Raw genomic sequence first — 24,203 nt, forward strand, 5'->3', positions numbered from 1 at the left:
ACTTTTCCCCGCGTAAGCGGATATCAATTCAAGGAATGACGTAGTCATTCATCCACCATTATTCATTTTTAAGTTTTCAGTTTTCAGTATTCATTTGAGCATTTGCGATCAATCTTCCATCTTCCAGATTAAACACTCTATCGCAAATGCTCAGTGCTGCGCGTCGATGCGTAACAATAATCACCGTCTTATCCCGCATCGCATCGATATTGCGTAGCACTGTCGCTTCCGTTTCCTCATCCAGCGCGCTTGTCGCTTCATCCAGCAGCAGGATCGGTGCGTCACTCAGCAGCGCCCTGGCGATCGCCAGCCGCTGCGCCTGTCCTTCACTCAGTCCGATGCCGCGTTCGCCCAGCTTCGCGTCCATCCCGACCTTCTTCACCAGTTCATCCAGGCAGGCAGCCTGCACCGCTGCCTCGATCTTTTCATCACTGGCTTCATCCGTAAACATGGTCAGGTTATCCTTCAGTGTTCCGCTCATCAGCATATTGCCCTGAGGAACATAGGCAAACAGGCTCCGTGTCCCTTTGCTCGCCGGTACGCTTTCATTTCCGTTCACAAAAGTCACACTGCCCGTATTGGGCCGGTAGATCCCCAGCAGCAGCTGGAACAGGCTTGTCTTGCCCCCGCCGCTGATTCCTGTCAGCGCCACAAAGTCCCCGCGCTTGATCACCGCGCTAACGCCCTTCAGCACGTCTTCCGGGCTCTCCTCATACTGGAACCCTACATTCTCCAGCCGTATCTCATCAAAGGCCTTAAGGGGCGTTCCTGCCTCTTCATCTGGCAGCCCGATCACTTCCTGCAGCCGCTCCGCGGATGCCACCACACCGTACGCCTGGCTGATCAGGCTCACCGCGTTGGCAATAGGTGTCTGGATGCGTCCAACCAGCTGGATCAGTGCTGCCAATCCGCCGTATGTAAATGTCCCCTGATAGATCTTTACACATCCCCACAGGTTGCAGATCAGCCAGCTGATGTCAAACAGGCTTCCCATGCCGTTGTTCATGGCGATGGAAAGCTTTCCGTTCCGGATCTGTTCCTTAGCCAGGTGTTCCCGGTGTTCATCCATGTTTTCCAGTGCCCGTTCTTCAGAAACGGACGCCTTGATCAACCGTACATTCTCCAGTGTTTCCTGCGTACTGGCATGTAATTTTGCCTGGGCATCCTGCATCCGCTTATGGCGCCGTTTCATCGGGTTCCGGAATGCAGCCGTCAGGATAACGCCCGCCACACCTGTCACGATCAGTACAGGCACAAAACGCCAATCCATGCTGATCAATATACCTGCCGCACCAAAGAACGACACAGACAGCCTCAATACGCTGGGCAGCAGATTCAGAGCACCGTCCCGCACCACACTCACGTCAGAGAACACCCGGCTCACCAATTCACCGCTGTGGAATGGTTTCAAAGCCGGATACTCCTTGCTCATCAGGCTTTCGGTTACCTGTCGCTGCATTTCCAGCTGCATCCGTGCCGACGTCCTTGTCCGCAGATATGATGTAAAAACAGAAATTCCCCGCTCAATGGCAATAATCGCCACCAGCAGGATCCCGTACTTCCAAAGCAGGCTGCTGTCGTGGCTTGTCGCCCCATCGATCAGTTCCTTCGTTACCATGGTCATGCATAGGGATAATGCCGTTCCCGAAATGCCAAGCAGCGAAATAGCACATATAGGCAGACGGAACGGCTTCATCCACCGGTGTATTGACTTATACACCGGACTGCTGAACACAGCCTTTACTCTCTTCAGATTGCTTTCCATATCGCTCCTGTATGTTAATCAAAAAGGATTGTAGTATCAACTCCGTACATTATACTACAATCCCTGTTTCTTTGTCATTCTATAAAACATAGTCTATTAAGAAACTTCTGACCATATCAGAAGTTTCTCACTATGTTCTCCACTTCCTCATCCCCGAGCTTGGTGATCTTCTTCTCCACTACCCTGTATACCCTGTCGCACATACTCAATACTGTCGGCCTATGTGTAGTGATAATAAACGTTCTTCCCGGTGACTTCTGCAGGATATTCCGCAGCACACTCCGCTCGGTTTCCACGTCCAGTGCGCTGGTGGCTTCATCCATCAGCATCACCGGTGCGTCCCGCAGCAGCGCGCGGGCAATGGAAATTCGCTGTGCCTGTCCTTCGCTCAGGCCTCTACCCCGTTCATAGATATCATTATTGATTCCCTTTTCCAGTTTCTCCACAAACTCCCAGGCACAGGCCAGTTTCAGCGCCGCGATGATTTCCTCGTCCGTCGCGTCCTTTTTCGCCAGCCGCATGTTTTCCGCTATCGTTCCGCTCAGCAGTGTATTCCCCTGGGGCACATAAGAGATCAGGCTCCGGCTTTCCGCGCTCATGCCCAGCGGTTCCCCGTTCTCCGGAATAAACGCGCAGCTTCCGTCCTTCGGTTCCAGGATCCCCAGCAGCAGACGCAGCACCGTTGTCTTTCCTTCTCCGCTGGGGCCCACCAGTGCCGTGATCTGCCCTGGCTTAGCCTCAAAGTCTGATTCCTCGATCACCTGTTCCCCGTTGTCATAGGCAAAGTCCACTTTATCCATTTTCAGGGTCAGGCCGCCCTTATAGTATTCATCCGGTATTCCCCCTTCTTCATGCTTTTCCCTCGGCAGAGCCATCAGCTCTTGGATACGATGGGCCGATACGCTGCTGGTAATGAATCCCGGGATAATACCCACCACGCTGTGGAACGCTCCGCTCAGGGAGCTCCGCTGCTGCAGGAACAAGGTCATGGTACCGTAAGTGATAGATCCTCCCCACAAAAGAAACAGGGCATATCCGTATGCAATATATTCCACAATCAGGCTCAGGATTGCCATAAACACATTCGTCCTGATCTGAAACATGTTCCAGGCCAGGGTAATCCGTCTATACTGGTTTTGCAGTTCCTTCAGCTGGCTGCTGAAGGAATCCATGATGCCGAAGCTCTTTACCGTATCCAGATTATATAACGCTTCCGTCTCAAAAGAATACATCTTGCTGGTGGTTTCCATCATCTCTTCCCGGTGTTCCTTCTGCTTCTGTACCAGGTATCGGCTCATCAGTAGGATCACAGGTGCGCTGGAAAGAGCGATCAGACTCATCACAGGACTGTAATGCCAGATCACCGCAAAAGTGGTTATAAAGGTATATACAGAGATGATCACACTGGGCAGCCAGCTGATGGCGTTGTTCGCCACCGTGCCAATGTCCCCATGGAAGCGGTTCAGAATATCTCCGTTGGAAAACTGGTTCAGCGACTGCCATCCGGCATCCATTACACTGTTGAATACATCTGCCCTGATCACATTGGTCATATCCACATCCAGCTTCTGCCGGATCCGTCCCGTAAGGTTGGTGATAAAAAGTGATAACAGTGCACTTCCTGCCATGACCAGGGCAGCCAGCCACAGCTGATCCACCTTATGTCCGACTACCACATCCACCAGAAACTTCCCTGCAATGGATGCCACCAATGCCAGGGTGCTGCTTAAAAGACCCAGTACGGTATATGCCGCAATAGGCCCTTTGAAACGTTTGGAATAGGAAAATATCCATTTCCAGTCCGTAAAGATCTCACCGAAGGTACCCTTTTGCCAGCGTTCCTTCAGAGAACTCAGCGTTTCTGACTGCATACCTTATCCTTTCATATAGAAGTGAGGAATGAAAAAGCGCCTTCATGAATGCTTGGAGGCGCTGGGTTTATAAGTTTATACGTTTAATAGGGTGAATTACTGTAACTGCCAATGTTGTCCTTTATTGTTTCCACGGGATACAAAAGTATATCCGCCAACTTTTACCGTTGTCCCATTACTTGGATTCTGAGCACCGCCAAACCCGGTACATTGAAAGTTATTTGTTGGTCCGCCATTATATGTGGCGCAGTAGTTGCTATTATTCAAAACATCAGACGCACTGGCAAATGTGCTTGTCGTCATAAATCCGGCAAAGTCAAACTTAACTATTTCTACCTGAGGTTTCTGATACGTCATAATAATCCCTCTGTGCTATCAATCAGAAAACTTTACAGGAAGTGCCATAACTCTTACAAGAATTATGACTATTGTCGGTATATCCTGTGCATATACGTCCGTTATAACTGGCACATGTTGCGCCGCCAAATGAGGGAGTCGTCCAGGATGTACAGCTCTGGCCAACAGTATATGTACCGCAGTTGTGACCAACTGAGTCTGTGTATCCGGCGCATTCTCCACCCATCAGGGATCCGGTCATAAATCCTTCAAAGTCGAATAATACAATTTCCACTTCCGGCTTCTGGTACGTCATCGTGCTTTTCTCCTCTCCTGTAACTTCACGTCGCCTCTTGTCTGTTGGTTTTGATACATTTACTTGTAGATAGTAACATGGTAAACGTTTTCTGTCAACAATATTGGTTACATTTTATAAATTCTTAACATTTATCATTACTTAATGTAACTTTCTAATTTGTATTGTACTTATTTCATAGCACTTTTGCAGTTTTTGTACGTTTTAACCCCATTTTCTGCATCTTTGGTCACGTTGCCTTGCAAACACTGCAAAAAAGAAAGAATCGTTTCCCGATTTCCCATTTTTATGTACGTCATCTTGGCAGCGTGTTTTGTCATCTCGACTGGAGCCGCAGGCGTAGCGGAGAGATCTCATTCTTAATTGTGCATTCTTAATTGTTCATTGTTTTAAGCCCATATTGTCATCTTGACCGGAGCCGCTGGCGTAGCGGAGAAATCTTTTCCCGGCCCAAAATAAAAAGAACGGCGCTTCGCGTCGTTCTCTCCACCATTCAGAATTGTTGAGCAACTGTCCAAATCTGTGATTTGAGCAACAGTTGCCATGCTACAGCTGTCAAAAGTCTTTTCAGACTTTTGGTAACAGCGATCGCAGAATTCTGAATTAGTTTTTACTCTTCTATCGCAAACTCCACTACTTCCAGGAACTCATCAAGATCCTTTCTTGCCGTTTCTTCATCGAGATCATCATAATAATCAAGCATAGCTCGAATAAGCTTTTCTTTTGTGTTCAGTCCGTCCCGGATATTCTCCCACAGAAAAGCCCCGGCATTGTTCAGCCGGATCAGGCCGTTAAAGTCCCTGCTGGCGTCTCCCACGGTAACAACAACATATCCTCCGCCCAGCTTGTTGATCACATATCCTTCCTTAATCTTCATTCCCCATCCCTCACAATCTAAAGTATTTGATCGCCGTCTCCGCGGCGGATATATCATTCGTGCAGCGCAGCCGGTATACCGGCACGATGTTCACCATACGGTCGATCAGTTGCATCAGTTTCAACATATCCACCTGACCATTCCCCGGCAGATGAAAGTGCCCCATCAGTTCTCCCAGGTGTTCAAATGCGTCTATCGGGAATATCTCATTCTTTTCTCCCCGTTCCAGCAAGCATAATGCCTTCAACAGCGCGCATGTATTGGTATTCCACCCTTCCTTCCCGCACCACGGCGTCCCATACACCAGCAACGTGTCCGAAGAAAGCGCATTCGAAGGGTTTTCCCCGGTCGAATCCGATAATTCTGAATTCTGAATTGTTGAGCAACTGTCCAAATCTTCGATTTGGGGAACAGTTGCCATGCTACAGCTGTCAAAAGTCTTTCCAGACTTTTGGTAACAGCGATCGCAGAATTCTGCATTGAATCGTAGTATCGGTTTATCTCCATTGATAACCGATACACGATTCTTTAGTACTTCCTTCCAGTATCTCGTATGCGTAGTCTTCCCCGTCCCGCTTTCTGCGGAAAACGCATATGCTCCCCCGTCCACTTCAACCACAGAGCCGTGCATCACAAAAGCATCAAAGGCCGGCAGTGCATTGCTGATCTTCTCATAGGCGACAACGCCTTCCGCATATCCTTTCCCGAAGAAGTATTCCGGCGACTTATCGATCTCTGTCTGCAGTTCTTCCTCACTGACAGAAACACAGATATCCGCCTTCCGGTCATCTCCGGTGATATAGTCCCGGCATAGCTCTCGTACGTCCGGATACCGGTTCTCTATGCGGATCACCAGCCCCGCCACTTCAATCTGAAACACCTAATGTCCTCCAAATATTTTCACATTCGCCTTTATACTATTTGTTTCTTCCTTATGTATTGCCTCTCATTGTGTCATCCTGAGTGCAGTCGAAGGATCTCCCGCGGATTCAGACTAATACTATAGGCATGGGACTCTTATTATTTCGCATCTTGCATGTCATTCCGAGCAACGTCGAGGAATCCCTTACTTCGCCGAAGGCGCATTCATTTCATGTTCTGAATTGCGACCGCATAAGCGAATCGTAAATCACTTTCGATTTTACGTTTCTCTTGCTTATAGCAGTTATCATACGTCAACCTGTTCGGGCACCGATCAAACTCGGTACATTGCGGCAGAAATACGCATTCCCGGCATTCTTCCCGTACATCGCATATGCTGGCTACTTTTCTCCACTTTTCCGGATCGATTCCCGTCTTCACGTCTCCGTACCGCATGTTCTCCGGCATAGCGTCACAGGCAAACAGATTCCCTGTGGAATCGATCAGCACATTGCATTCCGGCGCCGTTACCATACAGTAGTGGCTCTTCAGAGAAAACAGTTCTCCAAGATCCTTGGAGATCAGTCCTTCTCTCAACAGCTTGTTATTGATCTCCTGTACCTTTTCTTCCAGTTCATCCGACGCGTTGCTTATCGGACAGGAATCCAATCCTTCACCTTCCTGTCCGAACAGGGAGTGGGCGTACACCCTCATCTTTTCCTTTTCTTTTTCGGAAAACTCTTCTTTCAGGTAATCAATCAGACGATATGCTTCTTTCTCATTATCATCATCTATATTTATCCTTACTGTTACCCTGATCCCCGCCGCGGTCAGCAGATGGATATTCCGGATCACGGTTTCAAAAGGCTTTTCAATTCCAACATACCGTTTCCGTTTTGCGTATTCTTCTGCCAGCCCGTCCAGGGTAATCTGGATCTCCCCGACCTTCCACTTCTTTGCGGCCTTCTTTACACTTTCTTCATCAAACAGGCTGCCGTTGCTGGTCATCTCCGCTGTATACTCTATTCCCGCTTCATTCAGCCCGTCACAGATCCTGTCTATGTTATCCGCTGCACACATCGGCTCCCCGCCGAACCAGTGAATATGGATCTTCTTATGTTCCTTTGGTTTATGTTCCAGGATAAACCGTAATACCTCCTCTACGGTTTCCCTGCTCATCTTCCGGTATTCCATTCCCTGTTCAAAGCAGTAGAAGCACCTGGCATTGCAGGTTGTTGTCGGAAGGATCACATAATGGGTGATCCCCTTCGGCAGTTCTTCTTTGATGACAATGATGTTCTTTACCTGCAGGTACAGCTGGCTCTCATCTGTTCCTTCCGGAACCAGAAAGTATTCTTCATACAGTTCCTTCATCCACTTGTCATCCAGTATCGCAACAGAATACAGTGGCGGAGCGGGCGTATCGTCAAAGTAGTGGTGCATCATGAACGCGGAATCATGAATCAGATACAATTTCCGTGTCAGCGTATGAAACAGCAGGGTCTGCCCTTCCGTGTCCATTCTGTACACGAAGCGGCTCCACCGGAGCTGTTTCCCGCCGGCGATCAGCGACTGTTTTCCAAGCAGAACACAAACCCGTGGATCCCCCGGATGCAGGCACTCCATCTTTTTCTTCTCTTCTCCGCTCATACTATACCCCTTTGTTATCCAATAGAAAAACACAACATCTATTTGAGAAACGAAGCTAATAAGTGAACTGCTGGGACGGTTCTCCGCGTTAGGGTTTATCCCGAACGAGAGAACCGTCCCACCCGTTCGCGGTCCTGAGCGTATCTCTTATGAATTCGTATATATTTACTACTCTTTTTATAAGTTTATTGTACGCTATACATCCTTGTCAATACATTTCATTAATTCAGAAAAAACAGCACATCGTGCTGTTTTCTCCACCATTATTCACTTTTCAGTTTTAAGTCTTCAGTTTTAAGTAGCTCACCGCCGCAGCGGATAATTCTGAATTCTGAATTCTGAATTCTGAATTCTTAATTCCTTTTCATTTCTTCCCACAGCACTTCCGGCTTTTCCTTATCCATGTTGCAGGTATACAGATAGAACGGCACCGTGTGCACAAACTGCTCCAGCATGGAGATCAGCATATACATCTGCTTCGGTTCCTTCGGAATCATCACCTGCTGCATGAGCCTTAGTGCGGCATCATCCGGAGTCATCCTTTTCAGGGATACTTCTTCTCCGCGCTCAATAAAGCACATGGCCTTCATGGGAACGCTTTCCTTGCATCCCAGTCTTTCCCGGCCTCTCCAGGGGGAACCATAAGCATAGATCCTGTTATCCCGGAATTTGAGCACAGGTCTTGCGCCGTTAATAACCTTTACTCTTTCGCCAAAGGCTTTCTTCCACAGCAGTGCCCTGGTGGTCTTCCCGATGCCGTTTGCGGCCGCGAAGCCCACGCCAAGTCCGTCTACGCTGACCACCGCGGTATGCATCAGGAAAGCATCATAATCCGCTAGCGCAGATGCAATCTTGCTGTTGATCACCATTCTCTCGGTGCGTTCAGAGATCTCATCGTCTTCCATCATCATTTCCTCATCCGTGGCCGAAACGATCGTCGTCGGCAGCTGGTCGGTCAGGTAATCCAGGAAAAACTCTTTGGTGGATTTAAACCGGCTGATAATACCGATCGGAACACCGGCGATCTCAGCCGCGAACATGTGTTTCTGCTGGTTATACTGCCGGTATGCCATCATCTGGAGATCAAGGTCTTTTTCAACAACTGCCTGAGTAATGGTAATCCCTCCGCATCTGTCCTGTAAGGACGTGTTTGGGCGGCTTTACTGCCTGTATTTATTATATTGTTACACTACCCTCTGTTCAATCCATCCATGTAACTTTTTTCTCCAAAAGTCGCGTAACTATGTAACAAACCATGCCGGGTTACCGTTATTTTGCCTCATACAAACGTTTGCAACCTCTATTCGTTCATTTTCAACCACTTCAGCCTGCCGTTCTCAAATTCAGAAAGTTTGTGACTAAGTCTCTTTGGGCTCATTGATGCCCTTTCCGGTTACGTAATCGATATGTCACTATTGGTTAAAAACATTGTTAACGGTTTCGGGAAAAAATACATCGCTAATTTGTCATCTCGATTTCGCATTCCAATGACATCCTTCGCCTTGCAAAGGATCCCATAGCAACGACCGTGTTGTCATCTCGACCGTAGTGGAGAGATCTGATCCCGCCGCAGCGTATAATTCTAAATTCTGCATTCCGCATTCTGAATTGGGCTCAGGTGTACTCCTGAGCCCTTGAGGGGAACCCTTTTTGAGGGGAACCGCATATCCGTCATTTATCCGAATATAGAAAGACCAGAGATCAATTTACTGATCTCTGGTCAATTCCATTTTAATGCTAACACAGACCCCCGCTGTCTTTCAAGTGTCCAGCAACTGTCCGTTCACTGTATTCTTGATGCCATTTGGGTTTTGTTATCTCGACCGAAGTGGAGAAATCTGATCCCGCCCGTAGGCGGTATACCTCCTACTTCCTACCTCATACCTCCTACCTGGGCGGCAGGCTTACGCTTTTGCCGCCCATAAGCCGTGCAGATTGCAATACTCATACGCAGCAACAACCGGCTCCGTCACAGCAAAGTGTGCCTCCGGCTTCTCGCCAGGCTTCAGATCATGCTTCTGGTAACCGGTTGCGGTTTCCAGCACGATCCATTCAATGTAGTGGACATCCAGCATGGGATGCTCCACAGATCCGACTTTCACCGTAACGAAATCACCATGCTGTTCAATAACCGGAACATGCTTCTCATGGGCGCCGTCTGTTGTGTTGGGAGTAACGGGTTCGCCAATAGGTATATCAGAGATAATGATTTTGCCGTCAACTTTGTAGAATTTCATTGCTTTCCATCCTTTCCATACATGTTTATAAATATGAATTCTTTTTTATATTATACAGCAATCTATTCAAAGACAAAACAAGGTAGATCATCAGATCTGCTTGCTCTCAACTTCTTAATCCTTAATCTTCAATATTCTTTTCTTCATAAAACTCAAGCATTTACCTATAAACGACATTATTCTCCATCGTATTTTCAACACAATTATTCTCACTGGATACGCATCACACCATAGATGCACATATACTTTATACAAAAAGTTATCTGGCGTAATAACCTTTCCATTCCTTATTACCCTGGTCATTACGCCAATAATCATATCATCATTGATATTTTTTTCTATGAATGTATTGTTATCACCGGCAATAATATATCCTTCCGGTAATACCTTAAGGATCCTGTGCAGAATATACTTATCTCCACGCTTATATAGAACCACATCATATTTCTTACATCTGCCGGGTTCTTTTTTCCTTATTTCTATTACATCCTTTTTTTGACGAAGCAATGGCAACATGCTCATACCAACATTTGTATAAACCAAATATCCATCTTTTTTTAGCAGTTCATCAAATGTATAGTATTGAACGCTTGGCTTAAAAGTACTCATTCTAAACCTCTCACAAGCGTATTGTATGCGGTTTGAAAACAGTCATCCTTGAAATTATTGATCTTAAACAAATAAAACGAAACCTTTCCATCCAGTTTTTTTAGAAGGTTTAATGTCTTTCTCACATGATTTGAGTCCGTAGAGCGATATGTTTGCTGATAAAGCATAGGAAAAGCTTGAGAAAAAGAAATACGCTGTATGCTGTTTTCCTCAGCCCTTTCTAAAAAGGCCATAGCTTTTATAGGCACTATTGTATTCGAGTTCATACTTTCTTTGCCGGCCCACGGAGATCCGCATACCATCGGTTCGTCATCGGCAAGTATGAATGGCTTATCTCCATTTACAACATATGCATCCGGCAAATTCTTTAACCAGTGCATAATGTGTGTGGTTTTCCCGATTCCGCTTCTGCCGGAGAAAACATATGCATTATTATCATAAGCTATAGCAGCACCATGCATTGCAAAAGCCCCATAATCAGGAAATACTTCTGCCAGTTTTCGCAGCACAACCGTTGCCTCAATATTCCCATCCCAGGATGCACTCAGACCATTGCTTGTTTCATATGTATATCTTTCTTTATCTATATCTTCCTGCGTGCTGACAATCTTAAAATCCGGCGTCCCATCACACAGAAATTTACGGCTGAGCGCCTTGGTAAGAACATGTACTGTCTCTATTTCTATAGTCTTATTTGCTATTTTGATTTTAAAACGGTTCAATGTATCAGTCTCCTGACAATTATTCTTCCAGCAGCTGTGCTTCTATCATCGACTGTATCGTCTTATGGACATAATCAGTTAATTGCTGTTTATCATTACTATACTCATTCGCCAGGATGCTAACAATTTCTTCCTCAGTTTTATTATCCTGTAACAGTTTGAATATCTCTAATCCTTCTTTATTTAGTTTGACTACACCATGCAAGTCATTAGCATTGTCTCCGACCGGAACTGCTATTGTTTCATCGCCCATGTCCATGCATTCAAATGTATATCTAAACTTCATACCTTATATACCCCCTGTAATCTAAAACAGGGGCATGTTGAGAGATATCCCTCCACATGCCCCCTGTTTATCCTATGGACATCTCTGATGTATAAAAATCAGATCCAGCCCTTCGCCTTCAGTCCGTTGTAGCAGGCCTTGTCATATTCAGCCTGGGTAGCGCAAGTGCCCTTCAGGCCGTCCATGTATTCCATCGCCTGGTACACAGAGCACTTCAGCGTATAAGCGCCGGAAATGGTATCCCAGGCAACTTTCTTAGTATTACCGTTCACATAATAGCGACCGCCGGTAACCTCGTTCAGTTCAAAATCCTTCAGTTCTTCGCGCATGGATTTAACCTCCTTTTAGTTCGTTGCCATCATAGGCGTTCCGCAATCTGTGGTTACAGATGAATCATTGCAGTAAGTGCCGCCATCTGTAACACCGTCCGTACACGATACAGTGACCACTTTGTCATTCAGATCGATCGGGACAAACTCTACCTTCGGCTCATTGATCATCATGCGTATTCCTCCTAAAGATTTTATTACTGCACTCCATTATTCATAGAATGCCGTTTAACTGTTTCATAAAACTGCTGATTCCGGTCCTGGAAATAACACCTGTCCTGTGCGCTGCAGTATTTGAGCCTTATGCACTTCGGAAAGAAAACACAGTTTTTACATGTTTCATGATCTGCTATTTCTTTCCATTCTTGAACACGTGTGTTATTAACGATACCTTCTTTCAGATTTCCAATGCTCTGTTCTTCCTCAAAATGTTCAGGACACTTAACAAGTGTACCATTCGCATTAATCGTTACAGCAGCATCATCATCTGCGCCACAACCTTTATATTCCAGATGAGGCAATTCACGTTTCGAGCGATATACTCCTGCTTCTCTGGCAAGGTCGTTAAGCTCAACAGACTTCTTTTTTCTCCATTCATCATTGCCATGAAGAACCTCACCCTGATTGTCCGGATACTCACCAATGACCGGATATGCATAAAACTGGAAATCGTCATAGCCCTTGAAATGCTCTTTGGCATATTCGACAAGGCCTTTAAAATCCATATAATTTGCTAAATCGAAATTCAGTCGTAAATCAATATGGATTCCAGCATCCAGGAGTAACTGGATATTACGCATTACCCTTTCATACGGATTATCCTTCGGGTTCACATAGTTCTTCACCGCATTGTAACGTTCTTCCAAACCATCAACTGAGATTTGAACCCGTTGTAGCCTCCATAGGGTTTTTGCTTTTTCAACCATTGATTCATCAAATAAATAAGCATTTGATATCATGGTTGAATTAAAGTGAATACCCCTGCGCTTCAGTCCCTCCGAAATCTGATCTATCCTTTTCGAAGCAACTGTCGGTTCACCGCCAAACCACATAATGGATACCTTTTTTTCTTCCCCGCAATGGGTTGAAATAAAATCCACTACATCGTTGGCTGTTTCTTCGGTCATGGTTACGATCTTTGCGCCTTGCTCGAAACAATAATAGCATCTCGCATTGCATGCGGTCGTAGGAAGAATCGTATAATGACGAATCCCCTCTTTGGGTTTTGCAGAAGCAAGTTTCCTAAGGATTGTGCGCATGTTGACAACTTGTTGATGTTCATCAAATTCATTAGGAACCAAATAATGATCATCAATAAGCTGAGCCATTGAATCACAATACTTTTCCGGGAGGTGTGTCAGTATTTCTGCTTCTGTTGGATCAAGTTCGACCAGTTGTCCTGTCACAACATTATGCAGAACCACTTTGTCATCACCGTCAACGCGCATGACATACTTCATCATCCGGTAAGTGTTTTCTTCCTTAATTCGTTGCTTCCCCCAAAGTTTTGCTATGTGTTCCTGAGGTTCCACAATCGTTTTCACTAACCGGCGCCACCTCCTCTTCAACAGAATCAATGATATGCCATGTAATCGTTATCATAGCTTATCATATTAATTGTACAAACTACTCCGTACTTTGTCAACAATTAATTACAGCAATATGTATGTATCCGTTTCGAATCATTACATCTGCCGTGATCCTGTTCAACTGCGTGCATAGGTGAAATCTATCTTTTTCTGTACACATCATTCCCTTCATGCGTATTCATTCTCTTCAGGTGGCCATCCTGCTATAGCCTTACCGGCTTTCACCTATTGATACGCACAAAAAATCGCTGTGTCAGTTATTTATCAAGGATTATATAAGATTTGTATTTATCGATAAAGACACTGCTTGTTAAATACAGTTCTCCCTCGTATTATTATCCTCTGTAGCAGTAGAAATTTGCATACCACTCAGCGAATTTTCTGAGTCCCTCCCGGATCCCGATCTTCGGGGTGAATCCATAATCCCGTTCCAATCCTGTTGAATCTGCATAGGTTACCGGCACATCTCCTGGCTGCATAGGCACCAGCCGTTTATGCTCCTCAAACTCATAATCTTCCGGCAACACACCGGCACGGACCAGTTCCTCCTGGAGAGTCTGCACGAAGTTCAGCAGGTTCTCCGGTTGTCCTCCGCCGATGTTGTATAAGGCATAAGGTGGAATCGGAAGTCCGTCCTCCCCTGTCTTTCTCTCTGGAGCGCCTTGCATGACCCGGATAATTCCTTCCACGATATCATCGATATACGTAAAGTCCCGCTTGCAGTTGCCGTAGTTATAGATATCAATGGTTCCGCCTTTTCTCAGCTTATTGGTTGCTGAGAAGTAGAACATATCCGGTCGTCCCGCCGGCCCATATACGGTGAAGAACCGCAGTCCCGTACAGGGAATGTTATAAAGCTTGGCATAGCTGTGTGCCAGCAGTTCATTGCTCTTCTTGGTAGCAGCATACAAGCTTACCGGATGATCTACCGGATCCTCCGTGCTGAAGGGTACTTTCTTATTTCCTCCGTAGACGCTGCTGCTGGAGGCATATACCAGGTGCTGTACTCCCGGATGTCCGCCCTTATAGCTGTTCCGGCATGCTTCCAGGATGTTATAGAAACCGATAATGTTGCTTTCAATATAGACATCCGGATGATCAATGCTGTACCGGACTCCTGCCTGGGCAGCCAGGTTCACAACGATATCAAAATTGCATTCATAGAACAGATGATCTATCAGTTCTTTATCCGCGATGTTTCCGCGGATAAACCTGTATCCGTTCAGATGACCATCCAGCCTGGCGGATTTATTGGCCTGGTTGCGGTACTCCTTCAGCATAGGATCATAATAGTCGTTCATGTTGTCCACACCGACCACAGTGACCCCTGTAAATTCCCGCAGGATACGCTGCGTCAGGGCGGAGCCGATAAAACCAGCAGCACCGGTGATCAAGATGATCTTGTTGTTAAGGCTGATCTTTGTTTTCATATCATCATTCCCTGTAATTAGTCTCTTCTGAACAGATCCCGTGTATATACCTTTTCCTCCACGTCATCAAGGCAGCTGTCATATCTGTTGGCGATGATAGCGTCAGATCCCTTCTTGAACTTCTCGATATCATTTACAACCAGGGAACCAAAGAAGGTCGTTCCATCCGGAAGCGTCGGTTCATAGATAATCACCGTTGCTCCTTTTGCCTTTATCCGCTTCATAACCCCCTGGATAGAGCTCTGGCGGAAGTTATCACTGTTGGCCTTCATCGTCAGCCGGAACACGCCTACCGTAATGGGCCGTTCCTTGTCAGCGTTCCACATGCTGTTGGCAGAATAATACCCGGCCTTGGTCAGTACCCGGTCAGCAATAAAGTCCTTTCTTGTCCTGTTGCTCTCCACGATCGCCTGTACCAGGTTTTGGGGTACATCGTCATAGTTGGCCAGCAACTGTTTGGTATCCTTCGGCAGGCAGTAACCGCCATAACCGAAGGACGGGTTATTGTAGTGGTTTCCGATTCGAGGATCCAGGCAGACGCCGTCAATTATATCTTTCGTATTTAGGCCCTTGATCTCTGCGTAGGTATCCAGTTCGTTGAAATAGGAAACACGCAGAGCCAGATAGGTATTGGCGAACAATTTAACAGCCTCCGCCTCCGTAAAGCCCATATGCAATACAGGAACATCCTTCTTCTCCGCCGCTTCCACCAGCATACCCGCAAAGGTTTCTGCAGCTTTCCGAGTACTTTCATCACAGGATACGATGATCCTGGAAGGATACAGGTTATCGTACAGTGCTTTGCTCTCTCTCAGGAATTCTGGGCTGAACAGGATCCGGTCTGTATGATACTTCTCCCTTATCCTTTCGGTATAACCTACAGGGATCGTGGATTTGATAACCATAATCGCCTTATCGGAAGAAGCAAGTACCAACTCGATGACACTCTCAACTGCAGAGCAATCAAAGAAGTTCTTCTGCGGATCATAATTTGTTGGAGCAGCGATGATCACATAATCCGCTTCCGAATAAGCCGCTGCGCCGTCCGTTGTTGCCTTCAGCTTCAACCCGCGTGCCTCATGCTCTTCCAAGTATGTCTCAATATAATCATCCTGGATGGGGCTCTTCCAGTTATTCAATAATTCAACTTTCTCTGGCACGATGTCCACAGCGGTCACGTCATGATGTTGGGATAAAAGTACAGCTAGGGAAAGCCCAACATATCCGGTTCCGGCTACAGCGATTTTCATAATCTTGATTTCTCCTTTTTATTAGAGTTGAAATAAAAGAGGGCGACCTTTTGTGTAGTTAAAATGCATGTGTTCAAATTTCTGAATCATTATAATATCTTTTTGTATCTCATCTTCTATACATTTATCTATGCCATGTCCTAATACTGTATTTATAAAACTATGTATTGTTTCATATACTAGAAGCAGCATAGGGCTAAATTTGCGAATATCTGCATAATCCTCTGCAAAACGAGGGTAGAACTTTCCTTCTTTTTCTATAAGAAAATAGCGCGATATATCAAACCAATCTCCATGTGTACTATGGCATTCCATTCTGTAACTAGTATAAGCAATCTCCAGATCTACCTCTCTTGCCATATCAAGTATCATCGGCGATTTAGGAAGTCTGAAAGAACGTATTTGTTCACTATTAAGTCCTATAGTTGAATACGCTCTGTGTATCGATCTCAGCAATTCCTCTTCCCAATTATACATAACTGGATCTTCTTTTCTATTCTCCCTGTTTTTGTAGATAATGTCTTCAAATTCTATTTCAGCTCGAAAGCATGACTTGCGATAATCATCCAATTCTTCTGGATGATTCAAAAAATACCTTAACGTAATATTATCCTCAAGAACACTTCGATTTAGAATAGAAGATAATTCTAGATTCAATAAATGTTTACATACAATTCGTCTTTCATAACAAAGAAAAGCACGTATACGATTAAGTAGTCCATAATAGAACGCCTGATCAATATCGTATCCGGTTTCAGTATGTTTCGAAGTATTTATAATATACTCAATTCTATAAATAGGTAGCATTACGATATTCGTCCAAAGCATATCGAAATCGTCACTTTTCAAAGACCCATCAGCTTCCTTAATTAGAAGCTCATTCAGATCGATAGAAATCTCTTTCAATATAATACTCCTTGTAATTTATTGAAATATTTTTTTTACTTTCCATTCACTTCTTCCGGCGTATGATACGTTGGTACAACTTTCATCAGTGCTTCCTTCACAGCAGTATTATGTCCTGTAGCCAACGCTTCTCTCAATATGTTTAGTTTCTCCCATATTTCCTCTTCGCTTAACGGTTTATCACGTTCTATGAAGATCAGGTCATTCTCTGTCTTATCCATTTCTTCTGTACGGATAAGCAGTTCCTCATATAGCTTTTCGCCAGGGCGAAGGCCCGTCTCAACAATATCAATATCTTTATAGGGTTCAAGGCCAGAAAGTCGGATCATTTCTTCTGCCAGGTCATAGATTTTGACTGGCTTACCCATATCCAGCACATACAATTCCCCATTCTTGGCCATAGCGCCGCTGGTCATCACCAACTGACTGGCTTCCGGAATGGTCATGAAAAACCGTGTAATGCGTTTATCTGTAATGGTCACAGGGCCACCATTTGCAATCTGCCTCCTGAACAGTGGTATAACAGATCCATTACTGCCCAGCACATTACCAAACCGTGTTGCAGAGAAGGATGTCCTATCTCCTTTCCGACTCTGTACGATCATCTCGCACATACGTTTGGTTGCACCCATTACGTTTGTAGGATTAACAGCTTTATCTGTGCTAATCATAATGAAACGCTTTACACCATTCCGTTCACATGCTTCCACCATGTTCAGCGTACCAAACACGTTGTTCTTAACAGCTTCCATAACATTCCGTTCCATCAGCGGTACATGCTTATGGGCTGCAGCATGAAGAACAATATCCGGTGTGTTAATGCAAAGAACACGTTGTATGCCGTCAGCATCGCAGATGTTTACTATCTCTACTTTCAGATTCAATCCCGGATACCGAGTCAACAGTTCCTGTTGAATATCATACACACCATTTTCATAGTTATCCAGAAGCGTTAGTCTGCCCGGTCCAATCTTAGCAATTTGCCTGGCCAGTTCAGAGCCGATTGATCCTCCGCCGCCGGTAATCATGACATTCTTACCCCTGTACCACGCAGCTGTTTTCTCATCAATAACGTCTACCGTATTACGATAAAGCAGATCCTCAATAGCAAAGTCGCGAAGCTGACGTCGACCGTCTGTATTTTCGAGGGACGGATAATCGTAAACTTTTATCTTATACCCTTTATTTTTATATACTTCGAATAGTTCTTTTCTTCTCTCATTCGTTATGTTGGGAAGAGCGAACACAACTTCCTGGACTCCAAAGCTATTCAGATCCGTCTCATTGTTGACGACAGGCACTCGTGCAATCGTCCTGCCGACTTTTTCTTTGTTAGCATCCACGAAGCATACAGGCTTATAAACCGCTTTGGGATTATTAAGCAGTTCATCAGCCAGCATCGCGCCAACGCTTCCTGCTCCGATGATGGCAACTCTGATCTTCCGGTTTTCAGGAAGAGCCTCATCCTGGGCAAACTTAACGCCGGTTATAAACTGAAGAAAACTGAGAATCCTTCGCTGTCCTTTTGATGTCTGATTCCGGTTCTGATAAGCAAACTGATAAGTCAGACGCATACAGATTGCGCCAAGAAGGTTAAGACAGATCAGAGAAACTGCGCGTACAAATGTAATACCTTGCGGCATAAGCGGAGCACGAAGAAGTACAAAGATGACTCCGGCAATAAAGTCCGCAACAACCAGCCACAGATAATCTGATGATCCAGCGTATCTCCAGATTCTCTTATAGACATTGAAAACAAAACGCAGCACAAAAACGCATACTGCTCCTAAAGCGATATACAAAAGCTGCTCAGTCGTGTTTAATCTGTCTATCGTGCTTGGATAAACAATAAAGATAAATATACCCACAAGCAGATAGAAAGCCAGGTCAAACAGGAATAGTTTCCAGCGTGACTGTTTCTGATTCAGCGTCATAGTATTACCTTCTTTTCGCTATATAAATATGTTTCCAAGAGTTGATACGTTTCTTGAATATATTCCGTCAGTTTCCATCTCAGATTGGTATTATTCGCAGACTAATATACATAATATGTGAATTGCTAGTTCTCTATTCTTTATAGAATTTGGCATGAAATTGCCTTTTAATCTGTTTAGCAAGCCCCCACCCAATGAGACCACCTATTGTATTACTGATTACATCATCAATTTCACATAATCCTTTATGCCATATTAACTGAACTGTCTCGATCAGAAATGAAAGAATAAAAACAGGTATTAATATCTTTTCTGTTTGGAAAACATTATATAAAACTGAAGCAAAAGGAATGAACAATAGAATGTTCTTTAATATTTCCATTGTCAATTCTTTGTCATTGAATATTTGTCTATATGACCAAAACGGAACCAAATTGATTCCGCCAGTGTTTTCAGACCTGTATATAATAGTCATGTAAAGGATAAATACACCATATAAGACCATCAATATCTTATTATATTTTTTTCTTATAAATGATGAAACGCAAACAATCACAATACACACAGCTAAAGAGAACCAAACACTGCCAAATAACAGATTACGGAAAGACCTGATTTCATTTCCATTAATATCCAACCAGATACTTTGACCATTTTTCTTCAAAACACCATACTGTCCTCCGGATAAAGCCATTGGCAATCCATCTTTATCATAATACATATCACTTTTTACAGAGTCATCATTATAATATGTGCGAATAATTGTTGTGTATCCTTCTAGAGTGTTCGTAGGATTCCCATCAATACCAAGATAAGTATATGTATTCGTCCTTCCTTCTTTGTCATAGTCTTTATGTAAACCATATTCTCCTTTTTTTAGTTTTATTGGTTCTTCTTTTTCATTATAATAATATTCATTCTTAACTCTTCCTGCGTTAATCCCTTCTTTATAGTATGATTTATGGATTATCGCAAATCCTTGACCTGTTATAAATGGTTCCCCATCAATACTTAAATAGGTGGTTTTAATATTTTGCCCATCATTATCATATTCATATTTACACCCATACCCATACTGATTTGATTCTACAGGTCTATTATTCTCATCATAAAATAGCTCTATATCTATTTTCCCGTTTTCGTTAAAAGAGCGTTCAACAATTGCATAGCCCAACCTGTTTATTATTGGTTTATTATCAACATCCAAATAAATAGTTTTATACTCTTTACCATTAGGATCATAAAACCTACGAATATAAAAGTATCCAAGATTTTGCTTGGCAGGTTTTCCATCAACTCCCAGAAACTCTTCAAATTGTTCATTGTTATTTCTTGTTATTATTTTCATCGCATAATGTTTGTCAGCTGCATAGGTTATCGTTCCATTATCATCAACATAATCTATTCTCTCATTCTTTTCTCCTTTTGTTACTATCTTTTTCAAAGAAGATGAACGAATCATCTTTTCTGATGTATTGGTAACAAAATGAAATATGAAAATAAACAATAATACTCCAAAAAGCAAACTTAATCGTTTTATTATTTGCTTTATACATTGTTGATTTGACATACTTATTCTATTCTTCAAAGATGCTTTCCCCATAAATATATCTTGAAAAATCCATCTGTATCGTAATCATTATTTATTATTAAACAGAATATATATCATTTCTTTATTTTTTATTCAAAAGGCCCCATCTTCTCATCCATATCATCCTGCTATCATATTCCTGCATAGACGCTATAGGCTTTCGGATTGTTACTCTTTCCTTCAAAAATACGTGTCTTTTTATTTGTCGCCACCATCGATGTATCCAAGCAATAGGCAGCAACAGTTTGCTATGTTTTAAATATCCATAAATATTTGTTCTGCTTAATACTTTCCATGATGGAAAAAATTCTTTCATGTATTGGCATATTAATGCCAGCCTGGGAAACCTGGTATTACGCATCTCATTTACTGATGCACCAATTATATTATCCTTGTTATCAAATCCAAATACACCGTTACTTATGATTATCTGTGTTGCTTCTGCAAAAAAAACTTCGTCTATTTTTACAGCCATTGGTGTTTGAAGTCCAAACCATCGTTCAATAAACCCAAAACATTTTTTTGCAAAACGATACATGCCTGTAGATTTAAGATGTTCTTTTAACCAGTTCCAATCTATATCAATCTTTTGTACGACAACTGCTAAATCCATAAATTGACGGAATCCAACGCCAGAATTCATAAAATGTTTACGTAGATGAAAAATAAGGAAAAGTAAATGAAAACTCCAGTTTATCTCATGATTTTCCACATATCTCCAACAATTGTTAAAAAACAAATCATGTCCTTCCTCATTTACGTTTTCTTCATATACAAGTCGATCATGGAGTTCCAATTCTATTCCGTTTTTATAATACTGCCATTCTCTATCATCTTGTTTTGATCTGCACTCATACCCGTTTTGTATTAATATATCATTACACGAATCTCGATCTTCTCTGTGTATAACAAGATCTATATCTCCCATGGAACGTAGTTTCGGTGATGGATATAATTCTGCTATGATCGGTCCTTTTACAACAAAATACGATATATTTTTCTCTGAAAGCGCCTTTTTAACAGAATCAAAATCATTATCTCTTTTAGCAGCATAAAAAAGTGTAGCCATAGCTTCTTTTCTAAATGTCAGCTGCATTTCTATAGGCATACAATTCCTGGCTTGTTCAAAAACAATGCCACTCACCTGGTGTGTAAGAGCATATGAATGTATAACATTCCAATCCATATTATCTACACACCCTGTTTCCCGTCCATTCAGGTGATCTGACAGGATTTGTATGAAGAATGATTGTTCTTTTGTCATTTTCCCCACCCGTTCTTATACAGGTTCCCCAAACGTATCCGGCCTCTGTGGATTAAACACTTCATTACACGTCATAACCGTAACCAGATCTTCTGTCTCCGACAGATTAATAATGTTATGCGTCCATCCCGGGATCATATAGATGGCTTCGATTTTGTCACCAGACACTTCAAACTCGACCATCTCATTGGTATTGATGTTCCGTTCCTGGATGAGTCCATGGCCGTGAACTACGATAAACTGTTCCCATTTGCTGTTATGCCAGTGTTGGCCTTTGGTAATACCGGGCTTGCTGATATTGATTGAAACCTGTCCACAATCCTTTGTATGAACCAGTTCCGTAAAACTTCCGCGGTTGTCGCAGTTCATCTTTAGTTGGTATTTAAATGCTTCTTTAGGAAGATATGTCAGATATAAGGAAAACAGCTTCTTAGCGAAAGATCCTTCCGGCATCTTTGGCATCAGAAGGGTGATCGGCTGCTGTTTGAATTCCTGAAGAAGATCAATGATTTCTCCAAGTGTTACCTTGTGTGTTATCGGTACATAACAGTATCTGCCGTTCGGATTCTCCACGGGTTCCAGCCCGTCATATTCGCAGTGCTTCTCTTTCCCTTCCAGAAGATCCAGCATACCCTCGACAAGGTCATCAATATAGAGCAGTTCCACTACGTTATTTCGATCAGATACGGTATAGGGCAGATCATTGGCCACCGCGTTGCAGAAGGTGGATACTGCAGAATTGTAATTTGGTCTGCTGTGTCCCATAAGGTTCGGAAAACGATATACTGCTATCTTTACGTTCTTTTCTTTCCCGTATTTGAAGAACAGTTCTTCACCAGCCAGTTTGCTCTTGCCGTAATCGCTTTCTCCATATCGGCCGATCAGTGTTGCCTGGATGGAAGATGAGAGCATTACCGGTGCTTTGTTGTCGCATTTCTGTAGTGTTTCCAGCAAAGTGGAAGCAAAGCCAAAGTTGCCAGTCATGAATTCAGACTGGTCTTTGGGTCTGTTTACGCCGGCCAGGTTGAATACGAAGTCTGCTTTCCGGCAGTATTCTTTCAATTCTTCCTGCGTATTATCTATGTCATAGGAATAAATCTCTTCAATCTGCAGATCAGGCCTGGTACGGTTCTTCCCGTCCCGGATGTTCTTCAGATTGTTGACAAGGGCAGTACCTACCATGCCTTTGGCACCGGTTACCAGAATCCTCACGATTCTTTCCTCCATACCATCTTGTTCACTACATTGACATAGCTCTGGATAATCCTGACCACCTTCATACTGACGCATTCATCTGTATAATCCGCGCAGGGCTGCCCCAGGATATTCTTCTGTTTCATATCGATTGCCATATCCGTTGCCTGGAGCAGCTCTTGGGTAGAGATGCCAGCCAGGATAAAGTCTCCTGCTTCCAGGGCTTCCGGACGCTCAGTGGAAGTCCGGATGCATACCGCCGCGATCGGGTGACCTATGGAAAGATAGAAAGAGCTTTCCTCCGGCAGGGTTCCCGAGTCGGAAACAACGGCCAGGGCATTCATCTGCAGTTTGTTGTAATCATTGAATCCAAGGGGTTCATTGACCCTTACCCTGGGATCCAGTTCAAAGCCGCTTGCTTCCAGCTTCTTTCTGGAACGAGGGTGGCAGGAATAAAGGATCGGAACATTATACTTCTCTGCAAGTGTATTGATTGCTGTAAACAGAGAATTGAAGTTCTTGTCTGTATCTATATTCTCTTCCCTGTGAGCTGAAAGAAGAATGTATTTGTTGGGTTCGAGTTCCATCCTGTCCAGTACATCACTTGCCAGAATCTTATCCAGGTTTCCGTGCAAGACCTCCGCCATCGGGGAACCTGTTACATAAGTCCGTTCCTTGGGCATTCCCATTTCATGCAGATACTTCCGTGCCGGTTCACTGTATGGAAGATTCACGTCTGAGATAACATCCACGATACGGCGGTTCGTTTCCTCCGGCAGGCATTCATCCTTGCAACGGTTTCCAGCTTCCATATGGAAAATCGGTATATGAAGACGTTTGGCTGAAATGGCGGAAAGGCAGGAATTGGTATCTCCCAAAATCAGCAGGGCATCCGGTTTGATCTCGTTCATTAGTTCGTAGGACTTCGCAATAATGTTTCCGCAAGTCTGACCCAGATTCTCTCCTACCGCGTCCATATAAATATCCGGACCGCCCAGGTCAAAATCACTCCAGAACACATCATTCAGGTTCTTGTCATAGTTCTGGCCGGTATGGGCCACGATACAGTCAAAGTATTCCCTGCACCGTTTGATCGTAGCAGCGAGACGGATAATCTCCGGACGGGTTCCTACGATAATCAGGAGCTTAATCTTACCGTTATTCTTCCATTCAGTCATATACTTTT

The 24,203-nt window shown here is 43.9% G+C and carries 22 protein-coding genes; all 22 read right to left on the reverse strand.

The window, feature by feature from the left end; all coding sequences use genetic code 11:
* Positions 1–76: 76 nt before the first annotated feature.
* Positions 77–1,765, reverse strand: coding sequence for an ABC transporter ATP-binding protein (locus JYE50_RS05190; RefSeq protein ID WP_084094810.1), 1,689 nt, complete (start codon positions 1,763–1,765; stop codon positions 77–79).
* Between the two features lie 116 nt (positions 1,766–1,881).
* Positions 1,882–3,636, reverse strand: a complete 1,755-nt coding sequence (locus tag JYE50_RS05195) for an ABC transporter ATP-binding protein (RefSeq protein ID WP_084094811.1) — start codon at positions 3,634–3,636, stop codon at positions 1,882–1,884.
* Positions 3,637–3,732: 96 nt separating this feature from the next.
* Positions 3,733–3,993: a hypothetical protein gene (locus JYE50_RS05200; RefSeq protein ID WP_143763517.1), complete on the reverse strand. Its 261-nt coding sequence runs from the start codon at positions 3,991–3,993 to the stop codon at positions 3,733–3,735.
* A 905-nt stretch (positions 3,994–4,898) separates the two neighbouring features.
* Positions 4,899–5,165, reverse strand: a complete 267-nt coding sequence (locus tag JYE50_RS05205; RefSeq protein ID WP_084094812.1) for a PqqD family protein — start codon at positions 5,163–5,165, stop codon at positions 4,899–4,901.
* 10 nt (positions 5,166–5,175) lie between these two features.
* Positions 5,176–6,045 carry a hypothetical protein gene (locus tag JYE50_RS05210; RefSeq protein WP_084094813.1) on the reverse strand — a complete coding sequence of 290 codons (870 nt, stop codon included), beginning with the start codon at positions 6,043–6,045 and terminating at the stop codon, positions 5,176–5,178.
* A gap of 206 nt (positions 6,046–6,251) precedes the next feature.
* Positions 6,252–7,676: a radical SAM protein gene (locus tag JYE50_RS05215; RefSeq protein WP_084094814.1), complete on the reverse strand. Its 1,425-nt coding sequence runs from the start codon at positions 7,674–7,676 to the stop codon at positions 6,252–6,254.
* Positions 7,677–8,029: 353 nt separating this feature from the next.
* Entirely contained in the window at positions 8,030–8,752 is a 723-nt protein-coding gene (locus JYE50_RS05220; RefSeq protein ID WP_084094815.1) for a hypothetical protein, read from the reverse strand.
* Positions 8,753–9,580: 828 nt separating this feature from the next.
* Positions 9,581–9,913, reverse strand: coding sequence for a desulfoferrodoxin family protein (locus tag JYE50_RS05225; RefSeq protein ID WP_084094816.1), 333 nt, complete (start codon positions 9,911–9,913; stop codon positions 9,581–9,583).
* Positions 9,914–10,027: 114 nt separating this feature from the next.
* Complete coding sequence (locus JYE50_RS05230; RefSeq protein WP_084094817.1) at positions 10,028–10,522, reverse strand: hypothetical protein; 495 nt, start codon at positions 10,520–10,522, stop codon at positions 10,028–10,030.
* A complete protein-coding gene (locus JYE50_RS05235; RefSeq protein ID WP_084094818.1) occupies positions 10,519–11,244 on the reverse strand; it encodes a hypothetical protein in 726 nt (241 codons plus the stop codon). Before JYE50_RS05235 ends, JYE50_RS05230 begins: the two co-directional genes overlap by 4 nt.
* A 19-nt stretch (positions 11,245–11,263) precedes the next feature.
* Positions 11,264–11,530: a PqqD family protein gene (locus JYE50_RS05240; protein ID WP_084094819.1), complete on the reverse strand. Its 267-nt coding sequence runs from the start codon at positions 11,528–11,530 to the stop codon at positions 11,264–11,266.
* A 98-nt stretch (positions 11,531–11,628) separates the two neighbouring features.
* Positions 11,629–11,859 carry a hypothetical protein gene (locus JYE50_RS05245; RefSeq protein ID WP_084094820.1) on the reverse strand — a complete coding sequence of 77 codons (231 nt, stop codon included), beginning with the start codon at positions 11,857–11,859 and terminating at the stop codon, positions 11,629–11,631.
* A 15-nt stretch (positions 11,860–11,874) separates the two neighbouring features.
* Entirely contained in the window at positions 11,875–12,033 is a 159-nt protein-coding gene (locus tag JYE50_RS05250) for a hypothetical protein (protein ID WP_179138225.1), read from the reverse strand.
* A 23-nt stretch (positions 12,034–12,056) separates the two neighbouring features.
* Positions 12,057–13,403: a radical SAM/SPASM domain-containing protein gene (locus JYE50_RS05255; protein ID WP_084094821.1), complete on the reverse strand. Its 1,347-nt coding sequence runs from the start codon at positions 13,401–13,403 to the stop codon at positions 12,057–12,059.
* Between the two features lie 380 nt (positions 13,404–13,783).
* Positions 13,784–14,878 (reverse strand): NAD-dependent epimerase/dehydratase family protein, encoded by a 1,095-nt coding sequence (locus JYE50_RS05260; protein WP_084094822.1) that lies wholly within the window; start codon positions 14,876–14,878, stop codon positions 13,784–13,786.
* Between the two features lie 17 nt (positions 14,879–14,895).
* Complete coding sequence (locus tag JYE50_RS05265; RefSeq protein WP_084094823.1) at positions 14,896–16,128, reverse strand: nucleotide sugar dehydrogenase; 1,233 nt, start codon at positions 16,126–16,128, stop codon at positions 14,896–14,898.
* A 21-nt stretch (positions 16,129–16,149) separates the two neighbouring features.
* Positions 16,150–17,034, reverse strand: coding sequence for a DUF5677 domain-containing protein (locus tag JYE50_RS05270; protein WP_084094824.1), 885 nt, complete (start codon positions 17,032–17,034; stop codon positions 16,150–16,152).
* Between the two features lie 35 nt (positions 17,035–17,069).
* On the reverse strand, positions 17,070–18,968 hold the full coding sequence (locus JYE50_RS05275) for a polysaccharide biosynthesis protein (protein ID WP_084094825.1): 1,899 nt from the start codon (positions 18,966–18,968) through the stop codon (positions 17,070–17,072).
* Positions 18,969–19,101: 133 nt separating this feature from the next.
* Complete coding sequence (locus JYE50_RS05280; protein ID WP_179138226.1) at positions 19,102–20,412, reverse strand: VanZ family protein; 1,311 nt, start codon at positions 20,410–20,412, stop codon at positions 19,102–19,104.
* A 229-nt stretch (positions 20,413–20,641) separates the two neighbouring features.
* The gene (locus tag JYE50_RS05285) at positions 20,642–21,823 is read right to left on the reverse strand and encodes a nucleotidyltransferase domain-containing protein (protein ID WP_084094827.1); all 1,182 of its coding nucleotides are present in this window, start codon (positions 21,821–21,823) and stop codon (positions 20,642–20,644) included.
* A 15-nt stretch (positions 21,824–21,838) separates the two neighbouring features.
* Complete coding sequence (locus JYE50_RS05290) at positions 21,839–23,035, reverse strand: polysaccharide biosynthesis C-terminal domain-containing protein (RefSeq protein ID WP_084094828.1); 1,197 nt, start codon at positions 23,033–23,035, stop codon at positions 21,839–21,841.
* Complete coding sequence (gene wecB, locus JYE50_RS05295) at positions 23,032–24,195, reverse strand: non-hydrolyzing UDP-N-acetylglucosamine 2-epimerase (protein WP_084094829.1); 1,164 nt, start codon at positions 24,193–24,195, stop codon at positions 23,032–23,034. The genes JYE50_RS05290 and wecB overlap by 4 nt, the downstream gene beginning before the upstream one ends.
* Positions 24,196–24,203: the final 8 nt, after the last annotated feature.

It is taken from the genome of Aristaeella lactis (genome assembly GCF_018118585.1).
Taxonomy (GTDB): domain Bacteria; phylum Bacillota; class Clostridia; order Christensenellales; family Aristaeellaceae; genus Aristaeella; species Aristaeella lactis.

Coding starts and splice junctions, on each gene's coding strand:
- JYE50_RS05230 (WP_084094817.1), bottom strand. CDS start 10,522: ATGAGTACTTTTAAGCCAAGCGTTCAATACTATACATTTGATGAACTG.
- JYE50_RS05205 (WP_084094812.1), bottom strand. CDS start 5,165: ATGAAGATTAAGGAAGGATATGTGATCAACAAGCTGGGCGGAGGATAT.
- JYE50_RS05200 (WP_143763517.1), bottom strand. CDS start 3,993: ATGACGTATCAGAAACCTCAGGTAGAAATAGTTAAGTTTGACTTTGCC.
- JYE50_RS05220 (WP_084094815.1), bottom strand. CDS start 8,752: ATGATGGCATACCGGCAGTATAACCAGCAGAAACACATGTTCGCGGCT.
- JYE50_RS05275 (WP_084094825.1), bottom strand. CDS start 18,968: ATGACGCTGAATCAGAAACAGTCACGCTGGAAACTATTCCTGTTTGAC.
- JYE50_RS05245 (WP_084094820.1), bottom strand. CDS start 11,859: ATGCGCGAAGAACTGAAGGATTTTGAACTGAACGAGGTTACCGGCGGT.
- JYE50_RS05260 (WP_084094822.1), bottom strand. CDS start 14,878: ATGAAAACAAAGATCAGCCTTAACAACAAGATCATCTTGATCACCGGT.
- JYE50_RS05225 (WP_084094816.1), bottom strand. CDS start 9,913: ATGAAATTCTACAAAGTTGACGGCAAAATCATTATCTCTGATATACCT.
- JYE50_RS05265 (WP_084094823.1), bottom strand. CDS start 16,128: ATGAAAATCGCTGTAGCCGGAACCGGATATGTTGGGCTTTCCCTAGCT.
- JYE50_RS05250 (WP_179138225.1), bottom strand. CDS start 12,033: ATGATGATCAATGAGCCGAAGGTAGAGTTTGTCCCGATCGATCTGAAT.
- JYE50_RS05190 (WP_084094810.1), bottom strand. CDS start 1,765: ATGGAAAGCAATCTGAAGAGAGTAAAGGCTGTGTTCAGCAGTCCGGTG.
- wecB (WP_084094829.1), bottom strand. CDS start 24,195: ATGACTGAATGGAAGAATAACGGTAAGATTAAGCTCCTGATTATCGTA.
- JYE50_RS05285 (WP_084094827.1), bottom strand. CDS start 21,823: ATGACAAAAGAACAATCATTCTTCATACAAATCCTGTCAGATCACCTG.
- JYE50_RS05215 (WP_084094814.1), bottom strand. CDS start 7,676: ATGAGCGGAGAAGAGAAGAAAAAGATGGAGTGCCTGCATCCGGGGGAT.
- JYE50_RS05240 (WP_084094819.1), bottom strand. CDS start 11,530: ATGAAGTTTAGATATACATTTGAATGCATGGACATGGGCGATGAAACA.
- JYE50_RS05195 (WP_084094811.1), bottom strand. CDS start 3,636: ATGCAGTCAGAAACGCTGAGTTCTCTGAAGGAACGCTGGCAAAAGGGT.